This is a genomic window from Serratia sp. Res13-Sevr-LER1-36-b (assembly GCF_015673035.1).
GTDB lineage: Bacteria > Pseudomonadota > Gammaproteobacteria > Enterobacterales > Enterobacteriaceae > Chania > Chania fonticola_C.
This window is the reverse complement of record NZ_JADACK010000008.1, coordinates 1-22,276: the sequence shown is the minus strand read 5'-3', so window position 1 is coordinate 22,276 and position 22,276 is coordinate 1. Positions and strand designations below refer to the sequence as shown.

Genomic DNA, 22,276 nt, shown 5'->3' with positions numbered 1-22,276 from the left:
GAAGAGAGAATGGCGTTATTAAATGTAGACAAGCTTTCGGTGCACTTCGGTGACGAAGGTGCGCCGTTCCGCGCGGTAGACCGAATCAGCTACAGCGTAGAACAGGGGCAGGTGGTTGGCATCGTCGGCGAATCCGGCTCCGGTAAATCCGTCAGTTCGCTGGCGATCATGGGGTTGATCGATTTCCCTGGCAAGGTGATGGCTGACAAGCTGGAGTTCAACGGCCAGGACCTGCGGAAAATCTCGGAAAAAGAGCGCCGCCAGCTGGTGGGCTCCGAAGTCGCGATGATTTTCCAGGATCCAATGACCAGCCTGAACCCATGCTATACCGTCGGTTTCCAGATTATGGAAGCGTTGAAGGTGCATCAGGGCGGTAACCGCCGCACCCGTCGCCAACGCGCTATCGATCTGCTCAATCAGGTAGGCATTCCCGATCCGGCCTCGCGGCTGGACGTTTACCCTCATCAGCTTTCCGGCGGGATGAGCCAGCGTGTGATGATCGCCATGGCGATCGCCTGCCGGCCCAAGCTGCTGATTGCGGATGAACCGACGACCGCGCTCGACGTGACCATCCAGGCCCAGATCATTGAGCTGCTGCTCGAGCTGCAACAGCGCGAAAATATGGCGCTGCTGCTGATCACCCACGATTTGGCGCTGGTGGCGGAAGCGGCACACCACATCATCGTGATGTATGCCGGGCAGGTAGTGGAATCCGGCAAGGCGGTAGAAATTTTCCGTTCGCCGCGCCACCCGTACACCCAGGCGCTGCTGCGCGCATTGCCAGAGTTTGCTACCGACAAGGCGCGTTTGGCCTCGCTGCCTGGCGTGGTGCCGGGCAAGTACGATCGGCCACAAGGCTGCTTGCTGAACCCGCGTTGCCCGTATGCAACCCAACACTGTCGCGAAGAAGAGCCGGAACTGCGCAGCATTCCCGGCCGTCAGGTTAAATGTCACACACCGCTGGATGATGCGGGGAGGCCGACCGTATGAGCCAGAACCACCCTTTATTGCAGGCCATTGACCTGAAAAAACACTACCCGGTCAAGAAGGGGCTGTTTGCCCCGGAACGGCTGGTAAAAGCACTGGACGGGGTTTCCTTTACCCTTGAGCGCGGTAAAACCCTGGCGGTGGTTGGGGAGTCTGGCTGTGGTAAGTCCACGCTGGGCCGCTTGCTGACCATGATCGAAATCCCTACCGGTGGTGAGCTGTACTATCAGGGGCAAGATCTGCTTAAGCCAGACGTGACGGCAGAGAAGCTGCGCCGCCAGAAGATCCAGATCGTGTTCCAGAATCCTTACGGATCGCTTAACCCCCGTAAGAAGGTGGGGCAGATCCTTGAGGAGCCGCTGCTGATCAATACCTCGTTGAGCAGCGCCGAACGGCGTGAGAAAGCGCTGGAAATGATGGCGAAGGTCGGCCTGAAAACCGAGCATTACGACCGTTACCCGCATATGTTCTCCGGCGGCCAGCGGCAGCGTATCGCCATTGCGCGTGGGCTGATGCTCAACCCGGACGTGGTGATTGCCGATGAGCCTGTCTCTGCGCTGGACGTGTCCGTGCGTGCGCAGGTGCTGAACCTGATGATGGATCTGCAACAGGATCTGGGGCTGTCTTACGTGTTCATCTCCCACGATCTGTCGGTGGTGGAGCACATCGCTGATGAAGTGATGGTGATGTACCTCGGCCGCTGCGTGGAGAAGGGCAGTAAAGACGCCATCTTCAATAACCCGCGCCATCCGTACACTCAGGCACTGCTTTCCGCTACGCCGCGCCTGAACCCGGATATGCGCCGGGAGCGCATCAAGTTGACCGGTGAACTGCCAAGCCCAATGAACCCACCGCCGGGCTGTGCGTTCAACGCCCGTTGCCGCCGTGCCTTTGGCACCTGCACCCAGCTGCAACCGCAGCTCAAGCAGTATGGCGATCAGATGGTGGCCTGCTTTGCCGTTGACCAGGATGAAGCCGCAGGGTCTTGATATTTCTTCACCGGGCTCGCAACGTAGATACTCTGCATGCTGCGCCCGGTTACCTCCGCGACATTGCCACTCTATCTTCAATCAGACGCCGGTAGCGATACCGGCGTTTTTTTATAAGTGCGGTTCAGAAACTTACTAGCCGCAAAACGCCCCTCACCGCTTACTGGGGATAAGGCACCCAATCCCCGCCATTAAGGCGAATATACGCCTTGCCCTGATACTGCATCACGATGGCATTGTCATTCTCAGAGATCACCGCCGTTTGCGGCAGGTTCTGCGTCAGCACTTGCCAGTCGACGCTTGGCGCAGTAAACACCTTGCCGTCCACCAACCGCGAGACCAGTTCGGACAGCGCCAGATAGCTGCTCGGCGTTTTAATCTCCACCGGGCTGCCCTGATGCGGGGCCTGCATACCAACCAGTTTTATACCAACCGGCGTATGGGTAATGTTCAGGCTTGGGATATCCCGCAGGCCGGACATCTGCATTTTGTCGCCCGCCAGCGCCGCACCGTGCTCCGGCACGATCACCACCATCACCTTGCGCCCGGATTTCTGTAGCTCATCGAGGAAGGTATTCAACTGATCGAAGAGTTGCTGCGCTCGGGGCTGATAATCGGCGGTCTGTTTACCCCCGACAAAGCGGTTGCCGTCATGCAGCGGGATCAGGTTGAAGAAGGTGGCGGTGCGGGCATCGCCGCCCTTTTTCTGCTGATCGAGCCAGCGGTTGAGCAGTTGCAGATCGTTATAGATCGGTTCACCGTCGAATGAAGCCAGTTCATTGCCGATCCCGGCCTGCGACATCAGTGGAGCCTGTATATCACCTTGCTCACGTACTTCTTTCAGGAAGTTACCGAACACGCCGGAGTGATCGAGCATCAACTGTTGTTTAAAGCCCAGCTTGGCCAGGTTATCAAACAGATAGCACTGCTGATTGGCAGGCTGATACAGATCGTGATGTGAAGGCTGGCCGCAGCTGGCGCGTAACAGGCGGATGGCCGCTGGGCCGCTGTACGCAGTGGCCGAGTTAAAGTTGGTGAACATAATGTCCATCTTGGCCCACAGCGGGTGGTTGCGCAGATTGACGGCGTCCAGATCGGCCCAGGCTAACGAGCAGATGTTGATGATCAGCACGTCAAACGGCTGGGCATCGGCAGGTAAGGCGGCCGGGAAGGTGGTCGCTCGGGCTTTTTCCTGCTGGTAGAACTGCTCCAGGTAGGCCGTGAGGTTGGCATTGGTCGGTGGGCCATTGGCCGCAGGCAGATTGCCGCCTGGTGTCGTCGCCGTGGCCGGTGTAGACGGGGTATCCGTCACCGTTGCAGTGTTGGTGGTAGGCAGCAAGGAGATCGCCGGGCCAGCAATATTGACCACGTTCAACCACACCAATGCCGCCACGGTAAACACCGTGATGCGTATCCATTGGGCCAGGAACAGGTAGGCAATCAGCAGCACGAAGGCGGCGCCAATCATCTGCCAGTTGATAAAGCGGTTGGTCAGTTCCAGCAGGTAATCGGCGCTGAAACCGGTGAGCTGCGAGCCCTGGCTAAGGATGCTGTTAATCCCCGGCAGCCAGGTGTCGTGGTAGAACAAACCGATACCGATAGGAATGGCGATCAGGTGACGCCAGCGGTGCAAGCGCGGCGACGGGATCGGCATCAGTAAAAAGGCCATAAACACCAGGTTGGGCAGCGCATGGAAATTCAGATAGCCGAACCACAGCAGGCCGAACTTGGCCAGGAAATAGAAGTTCCAGCCGCCAAGGCCGCGCCAGTATCGCCATAAGGTATTGTCAGGTTGCGTTATTTTATCGTCACTCATGGTTATTTTTTACGCTTGATTTGAGAGGTGGAACCTGTGCGCACCCATAGCCCTGCCGACTTTAAATAGCGCGGTGATAACAACAAATTCTGCCAAGATCGGTGCCAGTTGGGGAAACGGCGATGCAGCAGGTATCCCGTAGGGATAAACACTATTGCGCACAGGATCACCAGTTGCACGATATCGTCAAGTGCGTTCATGGCTGTTCCTCCTGCCCGAGGCTCATCAGGGTGAAGGGAATGGGTTCCCGGCGTTCGGTCTGGTGTTCCGTTTCTACGGCGTGGGTTGTTGTGGCAGCGGCCGATTGCAGCTTGCTGGCGGGGAGCGAAAACTCGATATGCTGCCGCAACAGCCTGATTTTATCGATAATATCCACATCCTGATGCCACACTACCCGATTACTGAACGCCTCGCTAACGGGCAGGCGGAAGACGAATTTCAGTGCGGTATCCAGATCGTTAATCCGGCAGGTGGAAAGGAACAGGAACAGCCGATTCTGTGCCACGGTCATGATGTCGCCAAAACGCCGCAAATGGCACAGCGTCATCGACTGACGGGCGCTCAACCCCGGTGCTGGGCGCAGGGCGACCATCACCCCTTTGCCATCTTCCGGCAACAGGGTATTTTCCATCAGCGAAGTCACCGCCCGGTTGAATTCCTCCAGCGGCAGGTAGCCTTTCAGTTGCAGTGGCCGCAGCCCGGCGAGCAGGTTATCGATATCCGCCGGGACATGGCGCGACAGCCTCTGGCCCTGGATACCTTCCAGCATGGTCAAAAAATTGGAAAGCGGTGCCACGTGGGGCACGATCAGATTGGCACCGCAGGCCAGCAGCAGGCGTTCGTCGCTGTAGCGCAGGCTGGCGCTCATCTCACGTACCACAATCTTCAGCCCGTCGCCCCTGCTGCGGCGCAGGCTATGGATCTGATGGGCCAACTCGTCAATTTCGTCACTTTGATACAGGGCGAAGATCAGCGTGGCGGCGATGGTCAGCATGCCACGCTGCATCAATTTGGTATTGTTCTCAAACAGTTGCCAACTGGCCGATAGCGGCGGGGCGCCCTCGAGAATGCGTTGTTCCGCCAGGCACAGGCTCTCGTCGTTGCGTTCCGGGGTAGGGGAGGGTTGGTTACTATCGTCTGCCCCTTGCCAGCCTTCCGGGCCTTCGGTCAGGGTGAACAACTGATTGGCATTGATGCCGTTTGCCGTGCTCCACCAGTGCACCAGATACTGGGCACTGCCTTGCAGCCCCTGCAGGCTGGCCAGGCCGTTGAGAATACGGTGCTCGGCGGCTAGCTGGCCTTTGAGTTTACTCACGCCACTGCCGTGGCTGAGTACAACCAGCGTGCACTGCTGCTGGTGTAACCATTGGCCGAGTTGAGCGGCCCATTTGCGCAATTCATCGCTGGTAAAGGTTTGCCACAGGCTGGCGTGGGCCAACAGGATCAGTAAGCGGTTGCTGGGTTTTAGCTCACGCATCAGATCGTCGGCCAAATGCAGCAGCGCCGCTTTTTTTTCTGGCAGGCTATATAAAGGGAGTTTTTTAATCGCAGGGGAAAGAGGCGTTGCCAATAAGGTGTCTGCCTGATTGCCGCTACAAATCACTGCCAACTGGGCATCTTCTGCCTGGGCGGCGATGATCTGCCGGCAAAACAGGTTGGCATCGCTCTGGCGATCGATATTCACCCAGTAAAAGCCTGGGGATTGCATAGCCGACAATTCTTGCCAAATCCGTCGGATACCTAATGAAAAAGAGTGCGCCATAGATTTATTCTACTTTCGTTGAAAGTGGCGTAGACCAAACCCGAGCTGGTCACATTAAAAGCGTAATGTCTGAGTTAGCATAGCAAATCTAACCATAAGAGGGATATTATCCGTTAAGATTCATCTTATTGGCCCAATTTTTTCCGAACGTTGCTATAGTCATTTAACATTAGCCTATTTTATGAGGCGGCAAGATGAATAATGATGCGTTAAGAGGGCTTCGGGAGAAAGCCCCAGTAGAACCTCAGGACGATTTGCAGGCTTTGAGCCGCGCTTTTTCGTTGCCTAAGTTAAACTACATCGATATTTCACGCCAGGAACGGCTAGCACAAATGATGGTCCGCTGGCCGCTGCTGGCGGAACTAGCCAACAAGACGGGGAGTGCTTGATCCATGCCGGTCATTGCACTGCAAGGGATTCGGGGCGGTATTGGCACCACGTCAATCACTGCGGCGTTAGCCTGGGCGTTACAGCAACTGGGCGAGTCGGTACTGGCAATTGACCTGTCACCGGACAACCTGCTGCGATTACACTTTAATATGCCCTTCGAACTGAACCGGGGCTGGGCTCGTGCAGAGCTGGATGGCACCGGTTGGTCGCATGGGGCAATGCGTTACGGCAAAAAGCTCGATTTTCTGCCGTTTGGCCGGTTAAGCGCCGCCGAACGGGAAAAAGTACGGCAGCAACAAAGTGATACCCCACAACGTTGGCATGATTTTCTGGCTCAGTTACGTGCTTCAGGGCAGTATCGCTGGATCCTGCTGGATATCCCGGCGGGTGACGGTCCCGAGATTGAACAGCAACTGGCGCTGGCCGACCAGGTTTTCCTGTTGCTCGGGCCCGATGCCAACTGCCATGCGCGCCTGCATCAGCAGCCATTGCCTACGGGGTGCCACTTGCTGATTAATCACTATTCCTCGGCCAGCCCGTTGCAGCAAGATCTGCATCAGCTGTGGCTACAAACGCTAGCAGGTCTGTTGCCACTGGTGGTCCATCGTGATGAAGCGCTGGCGGAAGCGATGGCGGTCAAGCAGCCGCTGGGAGAGTATCGGCCGGAAAGCCTGGCGGCCGACGAAGTGCTGACGCTGGCCAACTGGTGTCTGCTCAACCTGCAGGACGCCGAGGTATGAGCAGGGTATTGAGCCTGCTGCTGGTGCCTCCTGTTCACCGGGCGGTGCAACAACGCTACCGCGCTTATCGGCACGCGGGGGCCCCGGCATTTACCGCTGGTCTCACGACCCTGATGGTGGCCATTGGCTGGCTGTTGCTGCGGTTTGAGTCCCCTGGCTGGCAAAAGGTGCAGGCAGGCCAAAGCTATTGGTTCCCCCATATTTCCCCCCATCGCCCACGCCCGGCAGACGCGTTGCGTTATTTGTTGCAGGGTTTTTGGTTGCTGGTGACCCACAGTGGCCCGGCCCCGATGGGGCGCCATTACTTTGCCGGTTGGCACCGTTTGCAACTGCGTTACGCCAACTGGTTGCAAAGCTTGCCACAGCGCTTGCAGGGTGCCGGTATGGAGGAGCGTACGGTACAGCGCCTCAACCGGATGAATCACCGGGTACGGCAGGTGCTGTTTATCATTGCTGGCCTATTGGCTGGGCTGCTGGCTCTGCTGTGTATTTCCCAGCCCTTTGAACTGCCCGCCCAGTTTATTTTTGTGCTGCTGCTGTGGTGTATTGCCATGGTGGTGCGGCGTATCCCGGGCCGGTTACCCAGCCTGATGCTGATTGTGCTGTCGCTGACCGTTTCCTGCCGTTATCTATGGTGGCGCTATACCTCAACGCTGAACTGGGACGATCCGCTCAGCCTGACCTGCGGCCTGCTGTTGCTGGCGGCGGAAACCTATGCCTGGGTAGTGCTGGTGCTGGGCTACTTCCAAACCGTGTGGCCGTTGAATCGCCAGCCGGTGCCGATGCCTGCCGACAGCAGCACCTGGCCGACCGTCGATCTGCTGGTGCCGACCTACAACGAAGATCTGGGCGTGGTGAAGCCCACCATCTATGCGGCGCTGGGCATCGATTGGCCGAAAGATAAAATCAATATCTATATTCTCGACGACGGTAACCGGCCAGAGTTTAAAGCCTTTGCCGCAGAGGTCGGGGTGAAATACATCGCCCGGCCGACCCATGAACACGCCAAAGCGGGCAATATCAACAATGCGCTCAAGCACGCTAGCGGTGATTTTGTTGCTATCTTCGACTGCGATCACGTCCCCACGCGTTCTTTCCTGCAGCTGACCATGGGCTGGTTCTTTAAAGACAAGAAGCTGGCGATGCTGCAAACGCCGCACCACTTCTTCTCGCCCGATCCGTTTGAGCGCAACCTGGGGCGTTTTCGCCAGACGCCGAACGAAGGCACCTTGTTCTACGGGCTGGTACAAGACGGTAATGATATGTGGGATGCCACCTTCTTCTGCGGCTCCTGCGCCATCTTGCGCCGTACGGCATTAGATGAGATCGGCGGTATCGCGGTGGAAACGGTGACCGAAGATGCCCATACCTCGCTGCGTCTGCACCGCCTTGGCCACACCTCTGCCTATATCCGTATTCCGCAGGCCGCCGGGCTGGCAACGGAAAGCCTGTCTGCCCATATCGGCCAGCGTATTCGTTGGGCGCGTGGCATGGTGCAGATCTTCCGGTTGGATAACCCGTTACTGGGTAAAGGGCTGAAGTTTGCCCAGCGCCTGTGCTATGCCAACGCCATGCTGCACTTCCTGTCCGGTATTCCGCGCCTGATCTTCCTGACCGCGCCGCTGGCGTTTTTGTTGATGCATGCTTACATCATCTTCGCGCCAGCCTTGGCAATTGCGCTGTATGTGCTGCCCCACATGATCCACGCCAGCCTGACCAACTCACGTATTCAGGGCAAATACCGCCACTCCTTCTGGAGTGAAATCTACGAAACCGTGCTGGCCTGGTATATCGCCCGGCCAACGACCGTGGCCTTGTTCAACCCGCATAAAGGCAAGTTCAACGTCACCGCCAAAGGTGGGTTGGTTACGCAAGAGCACGTTGATTGGGTGATCACCCGGCCTTACCTGCTGTTGGTGACACTCAATCTGGCAGGCCTGGGTTTTGGCGTGTGGCGCTTTTTCTACGGCCCGGCGGACGAGATGATGACGGTGGTTATCAGCCTGATTTGGGTGATCTACAACATGACCATCCTCGGTGGAGCGGTGGCCGTAGCGGTGGAGGCCAGGCAAGTACGGCAGTCGCATCGCGTGGAGATCGCCATGCCTGCGGCGGTAGCCCGGGCTGACGGACATCTGTTCCCCTGTACGTTGCGTGATTACTCCGACGGTGGTGTGGGTATCGAAATGCGCGTGCCGGATCAGTTGCAAGAGCATGACCAGATTGCGCTGCTGCTTAAACGTGGCCAGCAGGAGTTCAGCTTCCCTTGCGTGGTGACGCGATCCCATGGCCGCTCGGTGGGTGTCCGCTTGGTCGAACTCTCGACCCGCCAACATATCGAATTTATTCAATGCACCTTTGCCCGGGCCGATACCTGGGCACTGTGGCAAGACGCATTCCCGGAAGACCGGCCGGTGGACAGCCTGCGGGACGTACTGATGCTAGGTTTTCACGGCTACCGGCGCATGGCGGACTATGCGCCTCCAACGATGCGCAAGATCCTGGTCGGCCTGACCTCGCTGGCCACCTGGATCCTGTCATTTATTCCGCATGGCGTAGGAAGAGGCCGCGCTCCAACGGCCACAGAGACGGTGGCATAGGCTGTATGTCGCAACCGCCCGTTCGCATGCCCTGTGAACTGGCCCAAAAGATGATGATACGATGACGAGAAAAATAAACTGGTTTACCGCACTGGCCTTAGGCATCAGTAGCTTATCTCAGGCGGAAACGGCCCCCACTCCAGCGGCTGGCGTGACCCCGCCTGTGAGCACCGTGGCCGAAGCTCCGGTCACCGTACCAATGGGAGTGGCGGTGCCGCAAGCACCCGAGGCGCCGGTGCGGGATGTAAAACTGCCGTTTACCGAGGTGGCACCACCGCCTGGCACCTTTATCCTGCGTGGCACCCGCCCAGAAGGCCAGATTGAGTTTAGCGTGCGCAGTGACGAAGTGGTTTCGCAGGCGCTGCTGGACCTGGAGTTTACCCCTTCACCGTCGCTGATCCCGGTGGAGTCGCACGTCAAGATCTACCTCAACGATGAGTTGATGGGCGTCACCACCATTACCAAGGAACAGTTGGGTAAGCCTAATCGTGTCCAGTTGCCGATCGATCCGCGCTATATCACCGATTTTAATCGCATTCGTCTGGTGTTTGTCGGTCATTACCAGAACATCTGTGAGAACCCGGCCAACAGCACGCTGTGGCTGGACGTCAGCAAATCCAGTTCGCTGAACCTGCGTTACCAGACACTGCCGGTGAAAAATGAGCTTTCCCACTTCCCGGAACCCTTCTTTGACAGCCGAGACGATCGGCCATTAACGCTGCCGATGGTGTTTGCCGGCCAACCCGATCTTGCACAGCAGCGTGCAGCGGGGATCTTGGCCTCCTGGTTCGGCACCCAGGCGCAGTGGCGCGGTCAGTCCTTCCCGACGCTGTTTAACCGATTGCCAAGCCAGCACGCCATCGTGTTTGCCACCAATAAACAGCGCCCGGACTTCCTGAAGGATTATCCGGCGGTCAACGGGCCGACGGTGGAGATGATCAGCCACCCGGATAACCCCTATGTGAAGCTGTTGTTAGTACAGGGCCGTGATGATAACGACCTGATCACGGCGGTGAAGGGCATCGCGCAGGGTAATATCCTGTTCCGTGGCCAGAATGTGAGCGTGGATAAGGTTGAGCAGTTGGCCGTTCGCCAGCCATACGATGCACCAAACTGGGTGCGTACCGATCGGGCAATGAAGTTCAGCGAACTGCAGCAATATGCCCAGCAGTTGCAGACTGACGGCGTCGAACCTGGGCCTATCTCGCTGTCGATGAACCTGCCGCCGGATCTGTTCCTGATCCACAGCAACGGTATCGATATGCAGCTGAAATACCGCTACACCTCCCCGCGTATTGAGGATGGTTCTCGCCTGAGCATCAGCCTGAACAATCAGTTTGTGCAGTCCTATGCCCTGGTGCCAGAGCATGAGAAGGGCGCACAGCTGTTGCGTTTGCCGCTGGCTCAGGGATTGCTCGATTCCGACAAGGCGGTCAATATTCCGGTGCTGAAGTTGGGGGCGACCAACCAGCTGCGCTTTGACTTCGATTACACCACGCTGCTGGCCAGCGGTGCCGAAGGGCGTTGCGAAACCTATTCCTTGGTGCCGAACCATGCGGTGATCGACGGCAACTCCACCATCGATTTCTCCGGCTATCGTCACTTTATCACCATGCCCGACCTGCGTTCCTTCGCCAATGCCGGTTTCCCTTTCAGCCGTCTGGCGGATCTGTCGCAAACGCTGGTGCTGGTGAACAAACAGCCGCAGCCCGCCCAGGTGAGCGCCTTGCTCAACGCCATGGGTAACATGGGGGCGCAAACCGGCTATCCGGCGCTGGCTTTCTCGCTGTCCGATGACTGGTCACAGGCCAAGGAAAAAGACGCCGATATCCTGCTGATCGGCACCATTCCGCCGGAGCTGCGTGATGACAAGAAAATCAACCTGCTGGTAGAGGCGACGCTGAGCTGGGTGAAAATGCCGATGCGCCAACTGCCGCTGCCGAGTATGGATGTGCAGCAGGATGACGCTACGCCAGACAGCAAAACCACCATCAGCTCGGAAGGGGCGATGGCGGCGGTTGTCGGTGTGCAATCCCCGTTCCACGATCAGCGCAGCATTGTAGCCCTGCTGGCAGACAGCCCACGGGGTTATGAACTGTTGAATAATGCGCAGCTAGACAGCGGCAAGCGTGCGGCGATGTTTGGTTCGGTGGCCGTGATCCGTGAGTCCGGCGTCGATAGCTTGCGCGTGGGGGATGTTTATTACGTCGGCCATCTGCCATGGTGGGAACGTATCTGGTATGCGTTGTCGACGCATCCGCTGTTGCTGGGCGCGATAGCCGCGCTGGTGGTGGTGATGGCGGCCCTGTTGCTGCGGCGTGGTCTGAAGGCCTTTAGCCGTCGTCGTCTGTCACCGGAAGATCGGGATTAATCGCCATGATGGAGATCTGTCTGCGCCGCCTGCTGCCTGGCCTGATGCTGCTGTGTGCGTTCAGCACGGCAGCAAGCTGTGATTGGCCAGCCTGGCAGCAGTACCAACAGTTTTATCTCAGCGATGAAGGGCGGGTGATCGATCCCAGCAGCCCGAAGCGCATCACCACGTCCGAAGGCCAGAGCTATGGGATGTTCTTCGCGCTGGTGGCCAACGATCGGCCTGCCTTCGATAAGCTGTTGGCGTGGACGGAGAACAATCTCGCCTCTGGCGACCTGAGCGCACATCTGCCCGCCTGGCTGTGGGGGCAGGACGATGCCAAGGCCTGGAAGGTGCTGGACAGCAACTCGGCTGCCGATGCGGATCTATGGATCGCGTATAACCTGCTGGAGGCGGGGCGGCTGTGGCAAAGCCGCCGCTATCAAACATTGGGCACGCTGTTGTTGCAACGGATTGGTCGTGAAGAGGTGGCGAATATCCCCGGTTTGGGTCTGATGCTGCTGCCGGGCAAGATGGGTTTTGTGGCCGAGGATCGCTGGCGCTTGAACCCCAGCTATTTACCACCGCAGTTGCTGGCCCGCTTTGCCCAATTGAACGGGCCGTGGCGAGCGATGCAGAAAACCAGCCAGCGGATGCTGCTGGAAACGGCTCCGCAAGGGTTTTCACCAGACTGGGCCGAGTGGCAATTGGGCAAAGGTTGGCAGCCCGATCCCGTCAAACCCAATATCGGCAGCTATGACGCCATTCGCGTCTATCTCTGGGTTGGGATGTTGGCGGACGACGATCCCCATAAAGCGGCGCTGGTGAAGCAGTTTCAACCGATGATGCGCCTCACCGCCCAGCTTGGCGCTGTGCCGGAGAAGGTCGATACCGCCAGCGGGAAAACCAACGGTACTGGCCCGGTAGGTTTCTCCGCCGCGCTGTTGCCGCTGCTGGCTGCACAACCCGATGCCCTGGCGGTGCAACGCCAACGTATTCAGGATAACCCCTTGGGTAATGAGGCCTATTTCAGCGCCTCTTTGCTGCTGTTCGGCCAGGGATGGGATCAACAACGCTATCGTTTCAATCGTCAGGGTGAACTTCAACCTGCCTGGAGTAGCCTATGCGCAACTTCACACTAGGCTGGCTAAGCCTGTTTCCTTTAAGCCTGGCTCTGTTGCCGCAGGCGCAGAGTGCCGAGAGCGTTGCCCCGGAGCAATGGCTGCTGGAGCAGGTGCGCATCGGTGAAGCCAGCAACAAAGATGAGCTGGTACGTCAATCGCTTTATCGCCTTGAGCTGATGGATCCGAATAACCCCGACGTGATAGCGGCGCGTATGCGCCTGGCGCTGCGGCAGGGAAATCAGGTCTTGGCGCAGCAACAGCTGGATAAGCTGAAGGGGGTGGCACCGCAATCGCCGGTGTTCCGCCAGGCAGAAATGAATATGCTGCTGACCCAGCCGGAAACCCGCCAGAAGCTGCAACAGGCTCGCCTGATGGCGGCCGCAGGGCGCTTGCCGGAGGCCAAAGCTCAGTACGACGAGCTGTTCCACGGCAATCTGCCAACGCTCGATCTGGCGGTGGAGTATTGGCGTCTGGTGGCCAGGCTACCCGGCCAGGAATTAGCCGCGACACAGCAACTACAGGCGCTGGATCGGCAATATCCCGGCAACATCACGCTGCGCATGGCGCTGGCGCGGATGCTGTTCAGCCAGGATCGCGACGCTCAGGCCTATGAGCTGTTACAGCAAGTGGCGGCCGATCCCGCAGGCCGCGGTTCTGCGGCGGATTTGTGGTTGGAACAGGTCAAAGCGTTGCCGGTCAGCCCGCAGAGCGTGGCGGCGTTGAACCGTTTCCTCGGCGTGTTTGAAAGCGGTGAGCAGGCGCTTGGCGCACAGCAGGAACTGGCCCGCCAGCGGACCCTGTTGGCCGATCCTGCCTATCGCGCGCGCATGACCGGGCTGGCGCAGGTGAATAAAGGCGGCAGCCGTGCGGCAATCCCGGAACTGAAAAAAGCGCTATCGAGTGCGCCCAATGATGCCGAAGTGCTTGGTGCGCTTGGCCTGGCCTATTCCCGCGCCGGTAACCGGCAGCAGGCCTTGAGCCTGTTCCAACAGGCGCAGAAGGCGGACAAGGATAACTACGACAGCAGCAAATGGCAGAGCCTGATCAAAACCACCCGCTACTGGCTAGCGATCGAGGCGGGCGACAAAGCGTTAAAGGCTAATAACCTGCCGTTGGCTCAGCAAAAATACCAGCAGGCGCGGCAGATTGATAACGGCGACAGCGATGCGTTGATCGGCCTGGGCGATGTTGCCGTAGCCCGTAAAGATGATGCTGCTGCCGAGCGCTACTATCAGCAGGCTCTGCGCCTGGATCCGGGCAGCGGTAGCGCGGTGCGGGGTTTGGTGAATATCTACCAGCGGCAGTCGCCACAAAAGGCGCTGGCCTATCTCAATAGCCTGCCTCGTGGGCAGCAGACCAAGCTGCACAGCACTCTCAACGGGTTGCAACTGGATATGCTCAAACAGCAGGGCGACGAACTGGCCCAGCGCCAACAGTGGCCAGAGGCGGCGGAAAAGTACCGGCAGGCGCACCAGAAGGATCCTGATGACGTCTGGCTGACCTACCACTATGCGCAAACGCTGCGTCAGGCCGGGCAACCGCAGCAGGCCGACGTGCTGATGCGTCAACTGGCCGCGAAGAAGTCAGGCGATCCGCAGCTGGTTTACGCCTATGCGCTGTACCTGGCTGGTAGCGATCGTGACAACCAGGCGTTGGCCCAGTTGAATGCATTGCCCAAAGCGCAGTGGAACGACGGGATGCGTGAGATGGTCCAGCGCTTGCAGATGCAGGCCACGCTCGATCATGCCGAACGGCTCCGAACTGCCGGTGATGAACCCGCAGCAATCGCCTATCTGCGCCAGCAGCCCCCGGCAACACGCATCGACCTGACCTTGGCAGATTGGGCGCTGGAGCGGGGAGAGTATGACGAGGCGCTGGCGGATTATCAGCGGGTGCGTGCGCGTGAACCGAATAATCCGGATGCGCGTTTGGGGGAGATTGAAGCCTATGTGGCGCAAGGTCAGCTGAGCGAGGCCCGCCAACGGCTGCAAACGGCACCAGCGCAAGCGGATGAGTCGATCAATGGCCAGCGCCGTGTTGCCAATGCCTGGACGGCAGTGGGCGAACCGCAAAAAGCGACCGATATCTTCAAGCAGTTAAAAGTGGCTGCCCAACAGGAGCCGCCGGGGCAGGCCAAAGCCTTGGTGTACCGTGATGCCGCCAGGCTGGAGCAAAAGCAGTTGCAACCGCAAACGGCGCAGCAGGATTATCGTCAGGCGATGGTGGCCAGCGGCATTGCGCCAACGGTGCCCGAGGATAATGAAGGTTATACCCGTCTGACCCGCAATAACGCGACGGATGACTGGCTAAAACGCGGCATCCGCTCCGATGCCGCCGATCTTTATCGCCAACAGGACGTCAGGGTCACGCTCGATCACGACTACTGGCGTTCGAGCGGCACCGGTGGCATCTCGGATTATCAGGCGCATGACACCATGTTGCAGGTGGATATGCCGCTGTATGACGGCCGGGCGTTCCTGCGTACCGACACCGTCCAACTGAACGCGGGCAGTTTCTCGACCGATAATAACGGCAAGTACTTCGAAACCTTTGGCACCTGTAACACGCAGGGTTGCCGCGGTGACGAACGGCAAAAAACCACCGGCACCAGCGTGGCGGCCGGTTGGGCTAACGACCATTGGCAAACCGATATCGGCACTACCCCGATGGGATTTGAAGTGGTGGACTGGGTCGGCGGCGTGGCCTATAGCGGTGACTGGAACCATATCGGTTGGACGCTAGGCGCCTCGCGGCGGCCGATTACCAGCTCGCTGTTGGCCTTCGGCGGGACGCGAGATCCGAACACCGGCACTACCTGGGGCGGCGTGCGTGCCACCGGTATCAATCTGAGCGCCAGCTACGATCGCGGTGAAGCCAACGGCGTGTGGGCCGATCTCAGTGCTCATCAGCTTACCGGCCAGAATGTCGAGGATAACCAGCGCCAGCGCTTGATGGCCGGTTATTACTATAAGGTGATAAACGAAGATAACCGCCGCGCCACCGTTGGGTTGAGCACCATGCTCTGGCACTATCAGAAAGACTTGAGCGGTTACTCCCTTGGGCAGGGGGGTTATTACAGCCCGCAGCAATATGTTTCGCTGGCGGTGCCGGTGAACTATCGCCAGCGCACGGAAAACTGGTCGTGGGAAGTGGGGGGCTCGGTGTCGATCTCGCACTCGAAAACCAACGATGAAAAACGCTATCCCCTGCAAGGGCTGATCCCAGATTCCCTGCCAGACAGGGACGCGGTGGAAAGCGGTGGCTCCTCCTCCGGCGTGGGCTATACGCTGCGAGCCCTGATCGAACGCCGCCTCAGTTCCCATTGGACGCTGGGGGCCGGCATCGATATTCAACAGGCTAAAGACTATACCCCGAGCCATGCGTTGATTTATCTGCGTTACTCGCTCGCCGGTTGGCAGGGCGATCTCGATCTGCCACCGCAGCCACTGACGCCGTACGCCGACTTCAAGTAACGTGAAATTGGTCGATTCGTGGTGTCGCCCACAGGGTAGTTTTGCTACCCTGTGGCTATTCCGGCTAGGATAATACCGAAACCCGCGCTTTTCCTGCTGCCACCAAGCGGTTGGTAAGGTAAACACGTGAGGCAATCGAGTATACTCAAGCCGCTTATCCAGCAAGCAATATTTCCCCTTACCCCTGCCCCTCCTTGCAGGAACTGATACGGAGCTGCGGTCAGGCACAAGAGTTAGGTTTTTAGAGCATTCAATCCCTTCTCCCTGTGGGAGAGGGTTAGGGTGAGGGGCGTCATTGATTAATCTAGGAGTGCAGGTTTTTGCGGGTCAGGCGTTCATTAACGATTAAGCAGATGGCGGCAGTGTCTGGTGTGGCACTGGTGACGATCTGTATCTTCATCGTGATCCAGCTATTCCACTTTGTGCAGCAGCGCAGAGATGACTATGCCCAGCAGTTGGAGAATGTGGCCCAGGCCGTGCGTCAGCCTCTGGCAGAAGCCGTGCTGCGCATGGATGTGCCGGAAACCAAACGCGTGCTCAACTCTCTGCAGCCGGTGGGGATCCTCACCCGAGCGGATATTGTCCTGCCTAACGAGTTTCAGGCGCTGCATGCCAATTTCCCGCCGGAACGCCCGGTCCCTGCGCTAGTGGCGCGTATCTTTGAGCTGCCGGTACAGATTTCGGTGCCGCTCTATTCGCTTGAGCGGGTGCCTGCCAATCCTCAGCCGCTGGCCTATCTGGTGTTACAGGCCGATTCGTACCGCATGTATCAGTTTATCCTCAGCACGCTATCGACCATGCTGTCGACCTATCTGCTGTTGGCGCTGATCCTGTCGATCGCCGTTAGCTGGTGTATGAACCGGCTGCTGGTTTATCCATTGCGAGCCATGGCGCGTGAACTGGAAAATGTCCCTCAGGAAGATCTCCCTTACCACCAACTGATGTTGCCTGCTCAACATCAGGACGATGAATTAGGCTTGCTGGTGCGCAATTACAACCGCAACCAGCAAACGCTGGCCAAGGCGCATACCGCCATGAGCCGCCTGAGTACCCATAACTCGATGACCGAATTACCCAATCCGGTGCTGTTTGCCGCGCTGCTTGAACAGCATATTGCTGCCAGTATGCGGCCACCGCGCTTTAATCTGTTGGTAGTGGGGATCGAAACCCTGCATGAAGCCTCCGGCGCGCTGAACCCATCCATGCGTGAAGCGCTGTTGCTGACGCTGGCGAAAAAGCTGCGTCAGGTTATCGGTGTGGACTGCGTGCTGGCACAGCTGAGCAATGCCGAGTTTGCCATCCTGGCGAAAAATATTGAGCAGCCCATTCACGCCATGCAGTTGGCCAGAAGAGTGATGGCAGCCATCAATGCGCCGCTTAACTTGCAACAGAAAATGCCGCTGCGGCCAAGCGCCAGTATCGGCATTGCCCATTATCCCAATTCTGGGGAAAGCGCGGAGCAACTGCTGCGCAGTGCCACCTCGGCCATGATGTCGGCACATCGTGAGGGTAAAAATCAGATCCTGTTCTTCGAGCCTTGCCTGACCGAAAAAACCCAAAAGCGTCTGACGCAGGAAAGCGAGATCCTGCTGGCCATTGAGCAACGTCAGTTTGCGTTGTTCCTGCAACCGCAGTGGGATATGCAAACCAATCAGGTGACTGGTGCGGAAGCCCTGCTGCGTTGGCAACTGCCCGACGGGCAGATTATTCTCCCGGCGGATGTGATCCCGCTGGCGGAGGAGTTGGACGTGATCGTGCCCTTGGGTAACTGGGTGCTGGAAGAGTCATGCCGTATTCTGGCCGCGTGGCAATCCCAGGGCATCACGTTGCCGTTGGCGGTAAATATTTCGCCGATCCAACTGCAGCATAAAGACTTTGTGCCTCAGTTGAAACGGCTGCTGGACGAGCACCAGATCGACCCGCATAAGCTGCTGCTGGAAATCACCGAGACGGTGCGTATCCACGACCTTGATGGGGCGCTGGAACTGCTACGGGAATTACATGATTTAGGCGTGTCGATCGCCTTGGATGACTTTGGCATGGGCTATGCCAGCCTGAATTACCTCAATCGTCTGAAATCCCTGCCAATTGATCTGATTAAAATCGACAAAAGCTTTATTGACGGCCTGCCGGAGGACGATGCTATGGTGCGGATCGTCAGCTCGATTTCCGAGGTGCTCCATCTGCCGGTAATGGCGGAAGGGGTGGAAACCGCGGCGCAGCGAGACTGGCTGTTACAGCACGGCATTCGCACTGGCCAGGGCTTCCTGTTTGCCAAGCCCTTGCCCCGCAAGGAGTTTGAAGCGCAGTTTGCCTCCGTTGCCAAAGCGTGACCTGGTTGACCTGACGCTGAGTTTTTATCCTCCCTCCTGGTACTTTTCAGGTGGGAGCAGCCGCTTTATTTCCCCAGTCAAAAACTAGTTTCTACTGCTACCTATTCTGAGTTAATGCAAAGAAAAGCGTCCGTAACGCTGGAACTTGTACACTGACTGACGCGTTTCAGCTCTTAAATTCACACCAATAGGCCTGGATCCCTCCAACAAGTTATTTCCATGTTGTTATGGGGGTGTTATTTTCCGCGCAAGCGATAAACAGGACGGACGAGTGATTGCCCGCCTGCCGCGTTGTCTCCCCCCAAAGGATGTGCTAATGAAAACAACTATATTTAAGAGCCTCTATTTTCAGGTGTTAACAGCGATTACGCTGGGGATCCTGCTTGGCCATTTCTACCCTGAACTCGGTGCCCAGATGAAACCCCTGGGCGATGGATTTGTTAAATTAATCAAAATGATTATCGCTCCGGTGATCTTCTGTACCGTGGTGACCGGCATTGCGGGCATGGAGAGCATGAAGGCCGTGGGCCGTACCGGGGCGATTGCCCTGCTGTACTTTGAAATCGTCAGCACCATTGCGTTGCTGATCGGCCTGGTGATCGTTAACGTGGTGCAACCCGGTGCCGGGATGAACGTTGATGCAGGAACGTTGGATGCCAAAGCGGTAGCAGTCTATGCCGAGCAGGCTTCGCAGCAGGGCATTGTGCCTTTCCTGTTGGATATTATCCCGGGTAGCGTGGTAGGTGCCTTTGCCAGCGGCAACATCTTGCAGGTGCTTCTGTTTGCGGTGCTGTTCGGTTTTGCTCTGCATCGCCTGGGTGAGAAAGGCCAGGTGATCTTTAACGTTATCGACAGCTTCTCCCGCGTCATTTTCGGCATCATCAATATGATCATGCGCCTGGCGCCGCTGGGGGCCTTTGGTGCCATGGCGTTCACTATCGGTAAATACGGTGTGGGCACCCTGTTGCAACTGGGCCAGCTGATTGTCTGCTTCTATGTCACCTGTGTGCTGTTTGTGGTGGTGGTGCTGGGCTCGATTGCCCGTTACAACGGCTTCAATATCTTCAAATTTATTCGCTATATCAAAGAAGAACTGCTGATCGTACTGGGTACCTCGTCTTCCGAATCGGTGCTGCCACGCATGCTCGATAAAATGGAAAATCTGGGGTGCAAGAAATCGGTGGTAGGCCTGGTGATCCCGACAGGCTACTCGTTCAACCTTGATGGCACTTCGATCTATCTGACGATGGCGGCGGTGTTTATCGCCCAGGCTACCAACACCCATATGGACATCATGCATCAGGTGACCTTGTTGGTGGTGTTGCTGCTCTCCTCGAAAGGGGCAGCAGGGGTTACAGGCAGTGGCTTTATCGTACTGGCAGCGACAATTTCGGCAGTAGGGCATTTACCGCTGGCCGGTCTGGCGCTGATCCTCGGTATCGACCGCTTTATGTCTGAAGCCCGCGCCTTGACCAACCTGGTCGGTAACGGTGTGGCGACGGTAGTGGTGGCCAAATGGTGTAACCAACTGGATGAGAAGCAGCTGCAAGACGTGTTGAATAACAGAACAGATAAGGTTGCTACCAACAAAAAGCTGCCTTCTGCCTAAGTTTATTCCTATCTTCAACATCGGCTGCCATGGCAGCCGATGTCATTTCCCCTTGCTTCTTGTTCATTTTTTCTCCATAACACCCTACAGCTATTATTTTTCACTGTGATGAGTGACATCCGCCAAGGCGCGCGGTCTAACAGAATGGTACACTTTGCGCTTTCCGCCCTACGGTGAAACTCAGGGTGTGATCGTTGCTGTGCCACGCACAGTTCAGGCCGTACTCGTCAACATCGCGGCGAGACGATGCCTTATATTCCAATGAACGGAATATCCGTATTTGCATAAAAAATTGGCTAGTCATTAAGTAGGGGTTCACATGCAGGGCACCAGAATTCGTCTTTTAGTGGGTGGGCTGCTGTTGGTTGCGGCCAACGGCAGCGTGCACGCTGAAGCGCTACAACCTGATCCTGCCTGGCAGCAGGGGCAGCTGAGTAACGGTTTTTCTTGGCAGATCCTTGATACACCACAGCGCCCGAGCGATCGCGTTGAATTAAGGCTGATGGTCAATACCGGATCGCTGGTGGAGTCTGCCCAGCAGATCGGTTTTGCCCATCTGCTGCCGCGTATTGCGATTACGCGCAGCGAGAGTTTTACCCAGCCGCAGCTACAGTCGCTGTGGCAACAGAGCGTGGACAGTGAACGGCCATTGCCGCCAGCCATCAGCTCTTATGATTTCACCATCTACAATCTGAGCCTGCCCAATAACCGTCCCGATCTGTTGAAAGAGGCGCTGGCCTGGCTGGCGGATACCACGGGTAAGCTGGCTATTGATGAGCCAACGGTAGAAGCGGTGATGAATGCCAATATGGATCCTATCGGTATCTTCCCGCCGGATCCTAAAGACAGCTGGTGGCGTTATCGCCTGAAAGGCTCAACGTTGCTGGCACACGATCCGGGCCAACCGGTCAAACGGCCGGTCAATATCGAGCAACTGCAGAAATTTTACCAGCAGTGGTATACCCCGGACGTTATGACGTTGTATGTCGTAGGTAAAGTTGATAGCCGTAGCCTGAGTGAGCAGATCAACAAGGCGTTCTCGCCTCTCCAAGGCAAGCGCGAAGCGCCGGCAACCATGCCAACTCTGACCCCACTGCCACCGCAGCCTGTCAGCCTGATCAGCGATCAGGTTAAGCAGGATACGCTGTCGATCATGTGGGATACGCCATGGCATCCGATTCGCGATTCGCAAAGCCTGAGTCGTTACTGGCGTAGTGATATGGCCCGTGAAGCCCTGTTCTGGCATATTCAGCAGGTACTGCAAAAGAGCGAGCAGAAAAACATCAAGCTGGGCTTTGACTGCCGGGTGCAGTATCAACGCGCCCAGTGTGCAATCCATCTGAATTCACCGAATGATAATCTGAACAGCGGCCTGGCGTTTATTGCCCGCGAATTGGCTAATGTGCGTAACAACGGCCTGTCTCAGGATGAGTTCAATGCCTTGCTGGCACAGAAAACCGATCAGTTGAGCAAACTGTTTGCCACCTATGCCCGCACCGACACCGACGTGCTGATGAGCCAGCGTCTGCGTTCACAGCAAAGTGGCGTGGTGGATATCGCTCCGGAGCAATACCAGAAGCTGCGTCAGGCCTTCTTGTCGTCGCTGACGCTGGAATCGCTGAATCAGGAACTGAAGCTGCAACTGTCGCAGGATGCCACCTTGGTGCTGTTACAGCCGAAGGGGGAGCCGGAGATGAATATGAAGCAGCTACAGGAAACCTATAACGGCATCATGGCACCAGCACCGGCCGTGGTGAGCGAAGAGCCAAAACCGGCGGACGCGGCTACCGCAGCACCGGAAGCCAGCGCACAGTAATCATTGCCCCTCACCCCAACCCTCTCCCACAGGGAGAGGGAGCTGGTCCGGTGCTGTGGTCATGTACTGTGGTAGATCTGTTCCCTACGTAAAAGGGGCCAGACTTGGTGGTGAGGTGCCGTGATCGTTCTGTTCCCCACATAAAAGTGACCTGATTTGGTACTGTGGTCAGGTAATTTTCTTTAGCTGATAGTTAGCTCGATCGGTCCCCTCTCCCATGGGGAGAGGGAACTGGTCCGGGCTGTGGTCATGTGCTGTGGTCAGGTAATTTTCTTTAGCTGATAGCT

General features: G+C 57.4%; 14 protein-coding genes. 11 read left to right on the top strand and 3 right to left on the bottom strand.

The window, feature by feature from the left end:
- Positions 1–9: 9 nt before the first annotated feature.
- Positions 10–990: a dipeptide ABC transporter ATP-binding protein gene (dppD, locus tag IMQ33_RS06700; RefSeq protein ID WP_021181581.1), complete on the top strand. Its 981-nt coding sequence runs from the start codon at positions 10–12 to the stop codon at positions 988–990.
- A complete protein-coding gene (gene dppF / locus IMQ33_RS06695) occupies positions 987–1,976 on the top strand; it encodes a dipeptide ABC transporter ATP-binding subunit DppF (protein WP_021181580.1) in 990 nt (329 codons plus the stop codon). Before dppD ends, dppF begins: the two co-directional genes overlap by 4 nt.
- Positions 1,977–2,136: 160 nt before the next feature.
- On the opposite strand, the gene bcsG is transcribed toward dppF, so the two are convergent.
- Genes bcsG through bcsE form a run of 3 tightly spaced genes read right to left on the bottom strand, consistent with a single transcriptional unit; the run spans position 2,137 to position 5,554 of the window.
- Positions 2,137–3,792 carry a cellulose biosynthesis protein BcsG gene (gene bcsG, locus IMQ33_RS06690; RefSeq protein WP_196061584.1) on the bottom strand — a complete coding sequence of 552 codons (1,656 nt, stop codon included), beginning with the start codon at positions 3,790–3,792 and terminating at the stop codon, positions 2,137–2,139.
- Positions 3,793–3,794: 2 nt separating this feature from the next.
- A complete protein-coding gene (gene bcsF, locus IMQ33_RS06685; protein ID WP_065684905.1) occupies positions 3,795–3,992 on the bottom strand; it encodes a cellulose biosynthesis protein BcsF in 198 nt (65 codons plus the stop codon).
- Positions 3,989–5,554 (bottom strand): cellulose biosynthesis protein BcsE, encoded by a 1,566-nt coding sequence (gene bcsE, locus IMQ33_RS06680; RefSeq protein WP_065684904.1) that lies wholly within the window; start codon positions 5,552–5,554, stop codon positions 3,989–3,991. Before bcsE ends, bcsF begins: the two co-directional genes overlap by 4 nt.
- Before the next feature lie 194 nt (positions 5,555–5,748).
- Here bcsE and bcsR point away from each other — a divergent pair, with 194 nt between their 5' ends.
- From bcsR to IMQ33_RS06635, 9 genes are all read left to right on the top strand, one after another.
- Positions 5,749–5,943 (top strand): cellulose biosynthesis protein BcsR, encoded by a 195-nt coding sequence (gene bcsR, locus IMQ33_RS06675; RefSeq protein WP_065684903.1) that lies wholly within the window; start codon positions 5,749–5,751, stop codon positions 5,941–5,943.
- Positions 5,944–5,946: 3 nt separating this feature from the next.
- Positions 5,947–6,684, top strand: a complete 738-nt coding sequence (gene bcsQ, locus IMQ33_RS06670) for a cellulose biosynthesis protein BcsQ (RefSeq protein ID WP_196061583.1) — start codon at positions 5,947–5,949, stop codon at positions 6,682–6,684.
- Complete coding sequence (bcsA, locus tag IMQ33_RS06665; protein ID WP_065684901.1) at positions 6,681–9,284, top strand: UDP-forming cellulose synthase catalytic subunit; 2,604 nt, start codon at positions 6,681–6,683, stop codon at positions 9,282–9,284. Before bcsQ ends, bcsA begins: the two co-directional genes overlap by 4 nt.
- A gap of 61 nt (positions 9,285–9,345) precedes the next feature.
- A complete protein-coding gene (gene bcsB / locus IMQ33_RS06660) occupies positions 9,346–11,655 on the top strand; it encodes a cellulose biosynthesis cyclic di-GMP-binding regulatory protein BcsB (RefSeq protein ID WP_196061582.1) in 2,310 nt (769 codons plus the stop codon).
- An 8-nt stretch (positions 11,656–11,663) separates the two neighbouring features.
- Positions 11,664–12,776: a cellulose synthase complex periplasmic endoglucanase BcsZ gene (gene bcsZ / locus IMQ33_RS06655; protein WP_196061593.1), complete on the top strand. Its 1,113-nt coding sequence runs from the start codon at positions 11,664–11,666 to the stop codon at positions 12,774–12,776.
- On the top strand, positions 12,758–16,231 hold the full coding sequence (gene bcsC / locus IMQ33_RS06650; RefSeq protein WP_196061581.1) for a cellulose synthase complex outer membrane protein BcsC: 3,474 nt from the start codon (positions 12,758–12,760) through the stop codon (positions 16,229–16,231). Before bcsZ ends, bcsC begins: the two co-directional genes overlap by 19 nt.
- A gap of 320 nt (positions 16,232–16,551) precedes the next feature.
- Positions 16,552–18,564, top strand: a complete 2,013-nt coding sequence (gene hmsP / locus IMQ33_RS06645) for a biofilm formation regulator HmsP (protein WP_196061580.1) — start codon at positions 16,552–16,554, stop codon at positions 18,562–18,564.
- A gap of 316 nt (positions 18,565–18,880) precedes the next feature.
- The gene (locus IMQ33_RS06640; RefSeq protein ID WP_065684897.1) at positions 18,881–20,173 is read left to right on the top strand and encodes a dicarboxylate/amino acid:cation symporter; all 1,293 of its coding nucleotides are present in this window, start codon (positions 18,881–18,883) and stop codon (positions 20,171–20,173) included.
- Between the two features lie 319 nt (positions 20,174–20,492).
- The gene (locus IMQ33_RS06635; RefSeq protein WP_065684896.1) at positions 20,493–21,989 is read left to right on the top strand and encodes a pitrilysin family protein; all 1,497 of its coding nucleotides are present in this window, start codon (positions 20,493–20,495) and stop codon (positions 21,987–21,989) included.
- Positions 21,990–22,276 lie beyond the last annotated feature (287 nt).

What these genes read in the sequence shown, in the direction of transcription:
- dppD (WP_021181581.1), top strand. Translation starts at nt 10, where the DNA reads ATGGCGTTATTAAATGTAGACAAGCTTTCGGTGCACTTCGGTGACGAA.
- dppF (WP_021181580.1), top strand. Translation starts at nt 987, where the DNA reads ATGAGCCAGAACCACCCTTTATTGCAGGCCATTGACCTGAAAAAACAC.
- bcsG (WP_196061584.1), bottom strand. Translation starts at nt 3,792, where the DNA reads ATGAGTGACGATAAAATAACGCAACCTGACAATACCTTATGGCGATAC.
- bcsF (WP_065684905.1), bottom strand. Translation starts at nt 3,992, where the DNA reads ATGAACGCACTTGACGATATCGTGCAACTGGTGATCCTGTGCGCAATA.
- bcsE (WP_065684904.1), bottom strand. Translation starts at nt 5,554, where the DNA reads ATGGCGCACTCTTTTTCATTAGGTATCCGACGGATTTGGCAAGAATTG.
- bcsR (WP_065684903.1), top strand. Translation starts at nt 5,749, where the DNA reads ATGAATAATGATGCGTTAAGAGGGCTTCGGGAGAAAGCCCCAGTAGAA.
- bcsQ (WP_196061583.1), top strand. Translation starts at nt 5,947, where the DNA reads ATGCCGGTCATTGCACTGCAAGGGATTCGGGGCGGTATTGGCACCACG.
- bcsA (WP_065684901.1), top strand. Translation starts at nt 6,681, where the DNA reads ATGAGCAGGGTATTGAGCCTGCTGCTGGTGCCTCCTGTTCACCGGGCG.
- bcsB (WP_196061582.1), top strand. Translation starts at nt 9,346, where the DNA reads ATGACGAGAAAAATAAACTGGTTTACCGCACTGGCCTTAGGCATCAGT.
- bcsZ (WP_196061593.1), top strand. Translation starts at nt 11,664, where the DNA reads ATGGAGATCTGTCTGCGCCGCCTGCTGCCTGGCCTGATGCTGCTGTGT.
- bcsC (WP_196061581.1), top strand. Translation starts at nt 12,758, where the DNA reads ATGCGCAACTTCACACTAGGCTGGCTAAGCCTGTTTCCTTTAAGCCTG.
- IMQ33_RS06640 (WP_065684897.1), top strand. Translation starts at nt 18,881, where the DNA reads ATGAAAACAACTATATTTAAGAGCCTCTATTTTCAGGTGTTAACAGCG.
- IMQ33_RS06635 (WP_065684896.1), top strand. Translation starts at nt 20,493, where the DNA reads ATGCAGGGCACCAGAATTCGTCTTTTAGTGGGTGGGCTGCTGTTGGTT.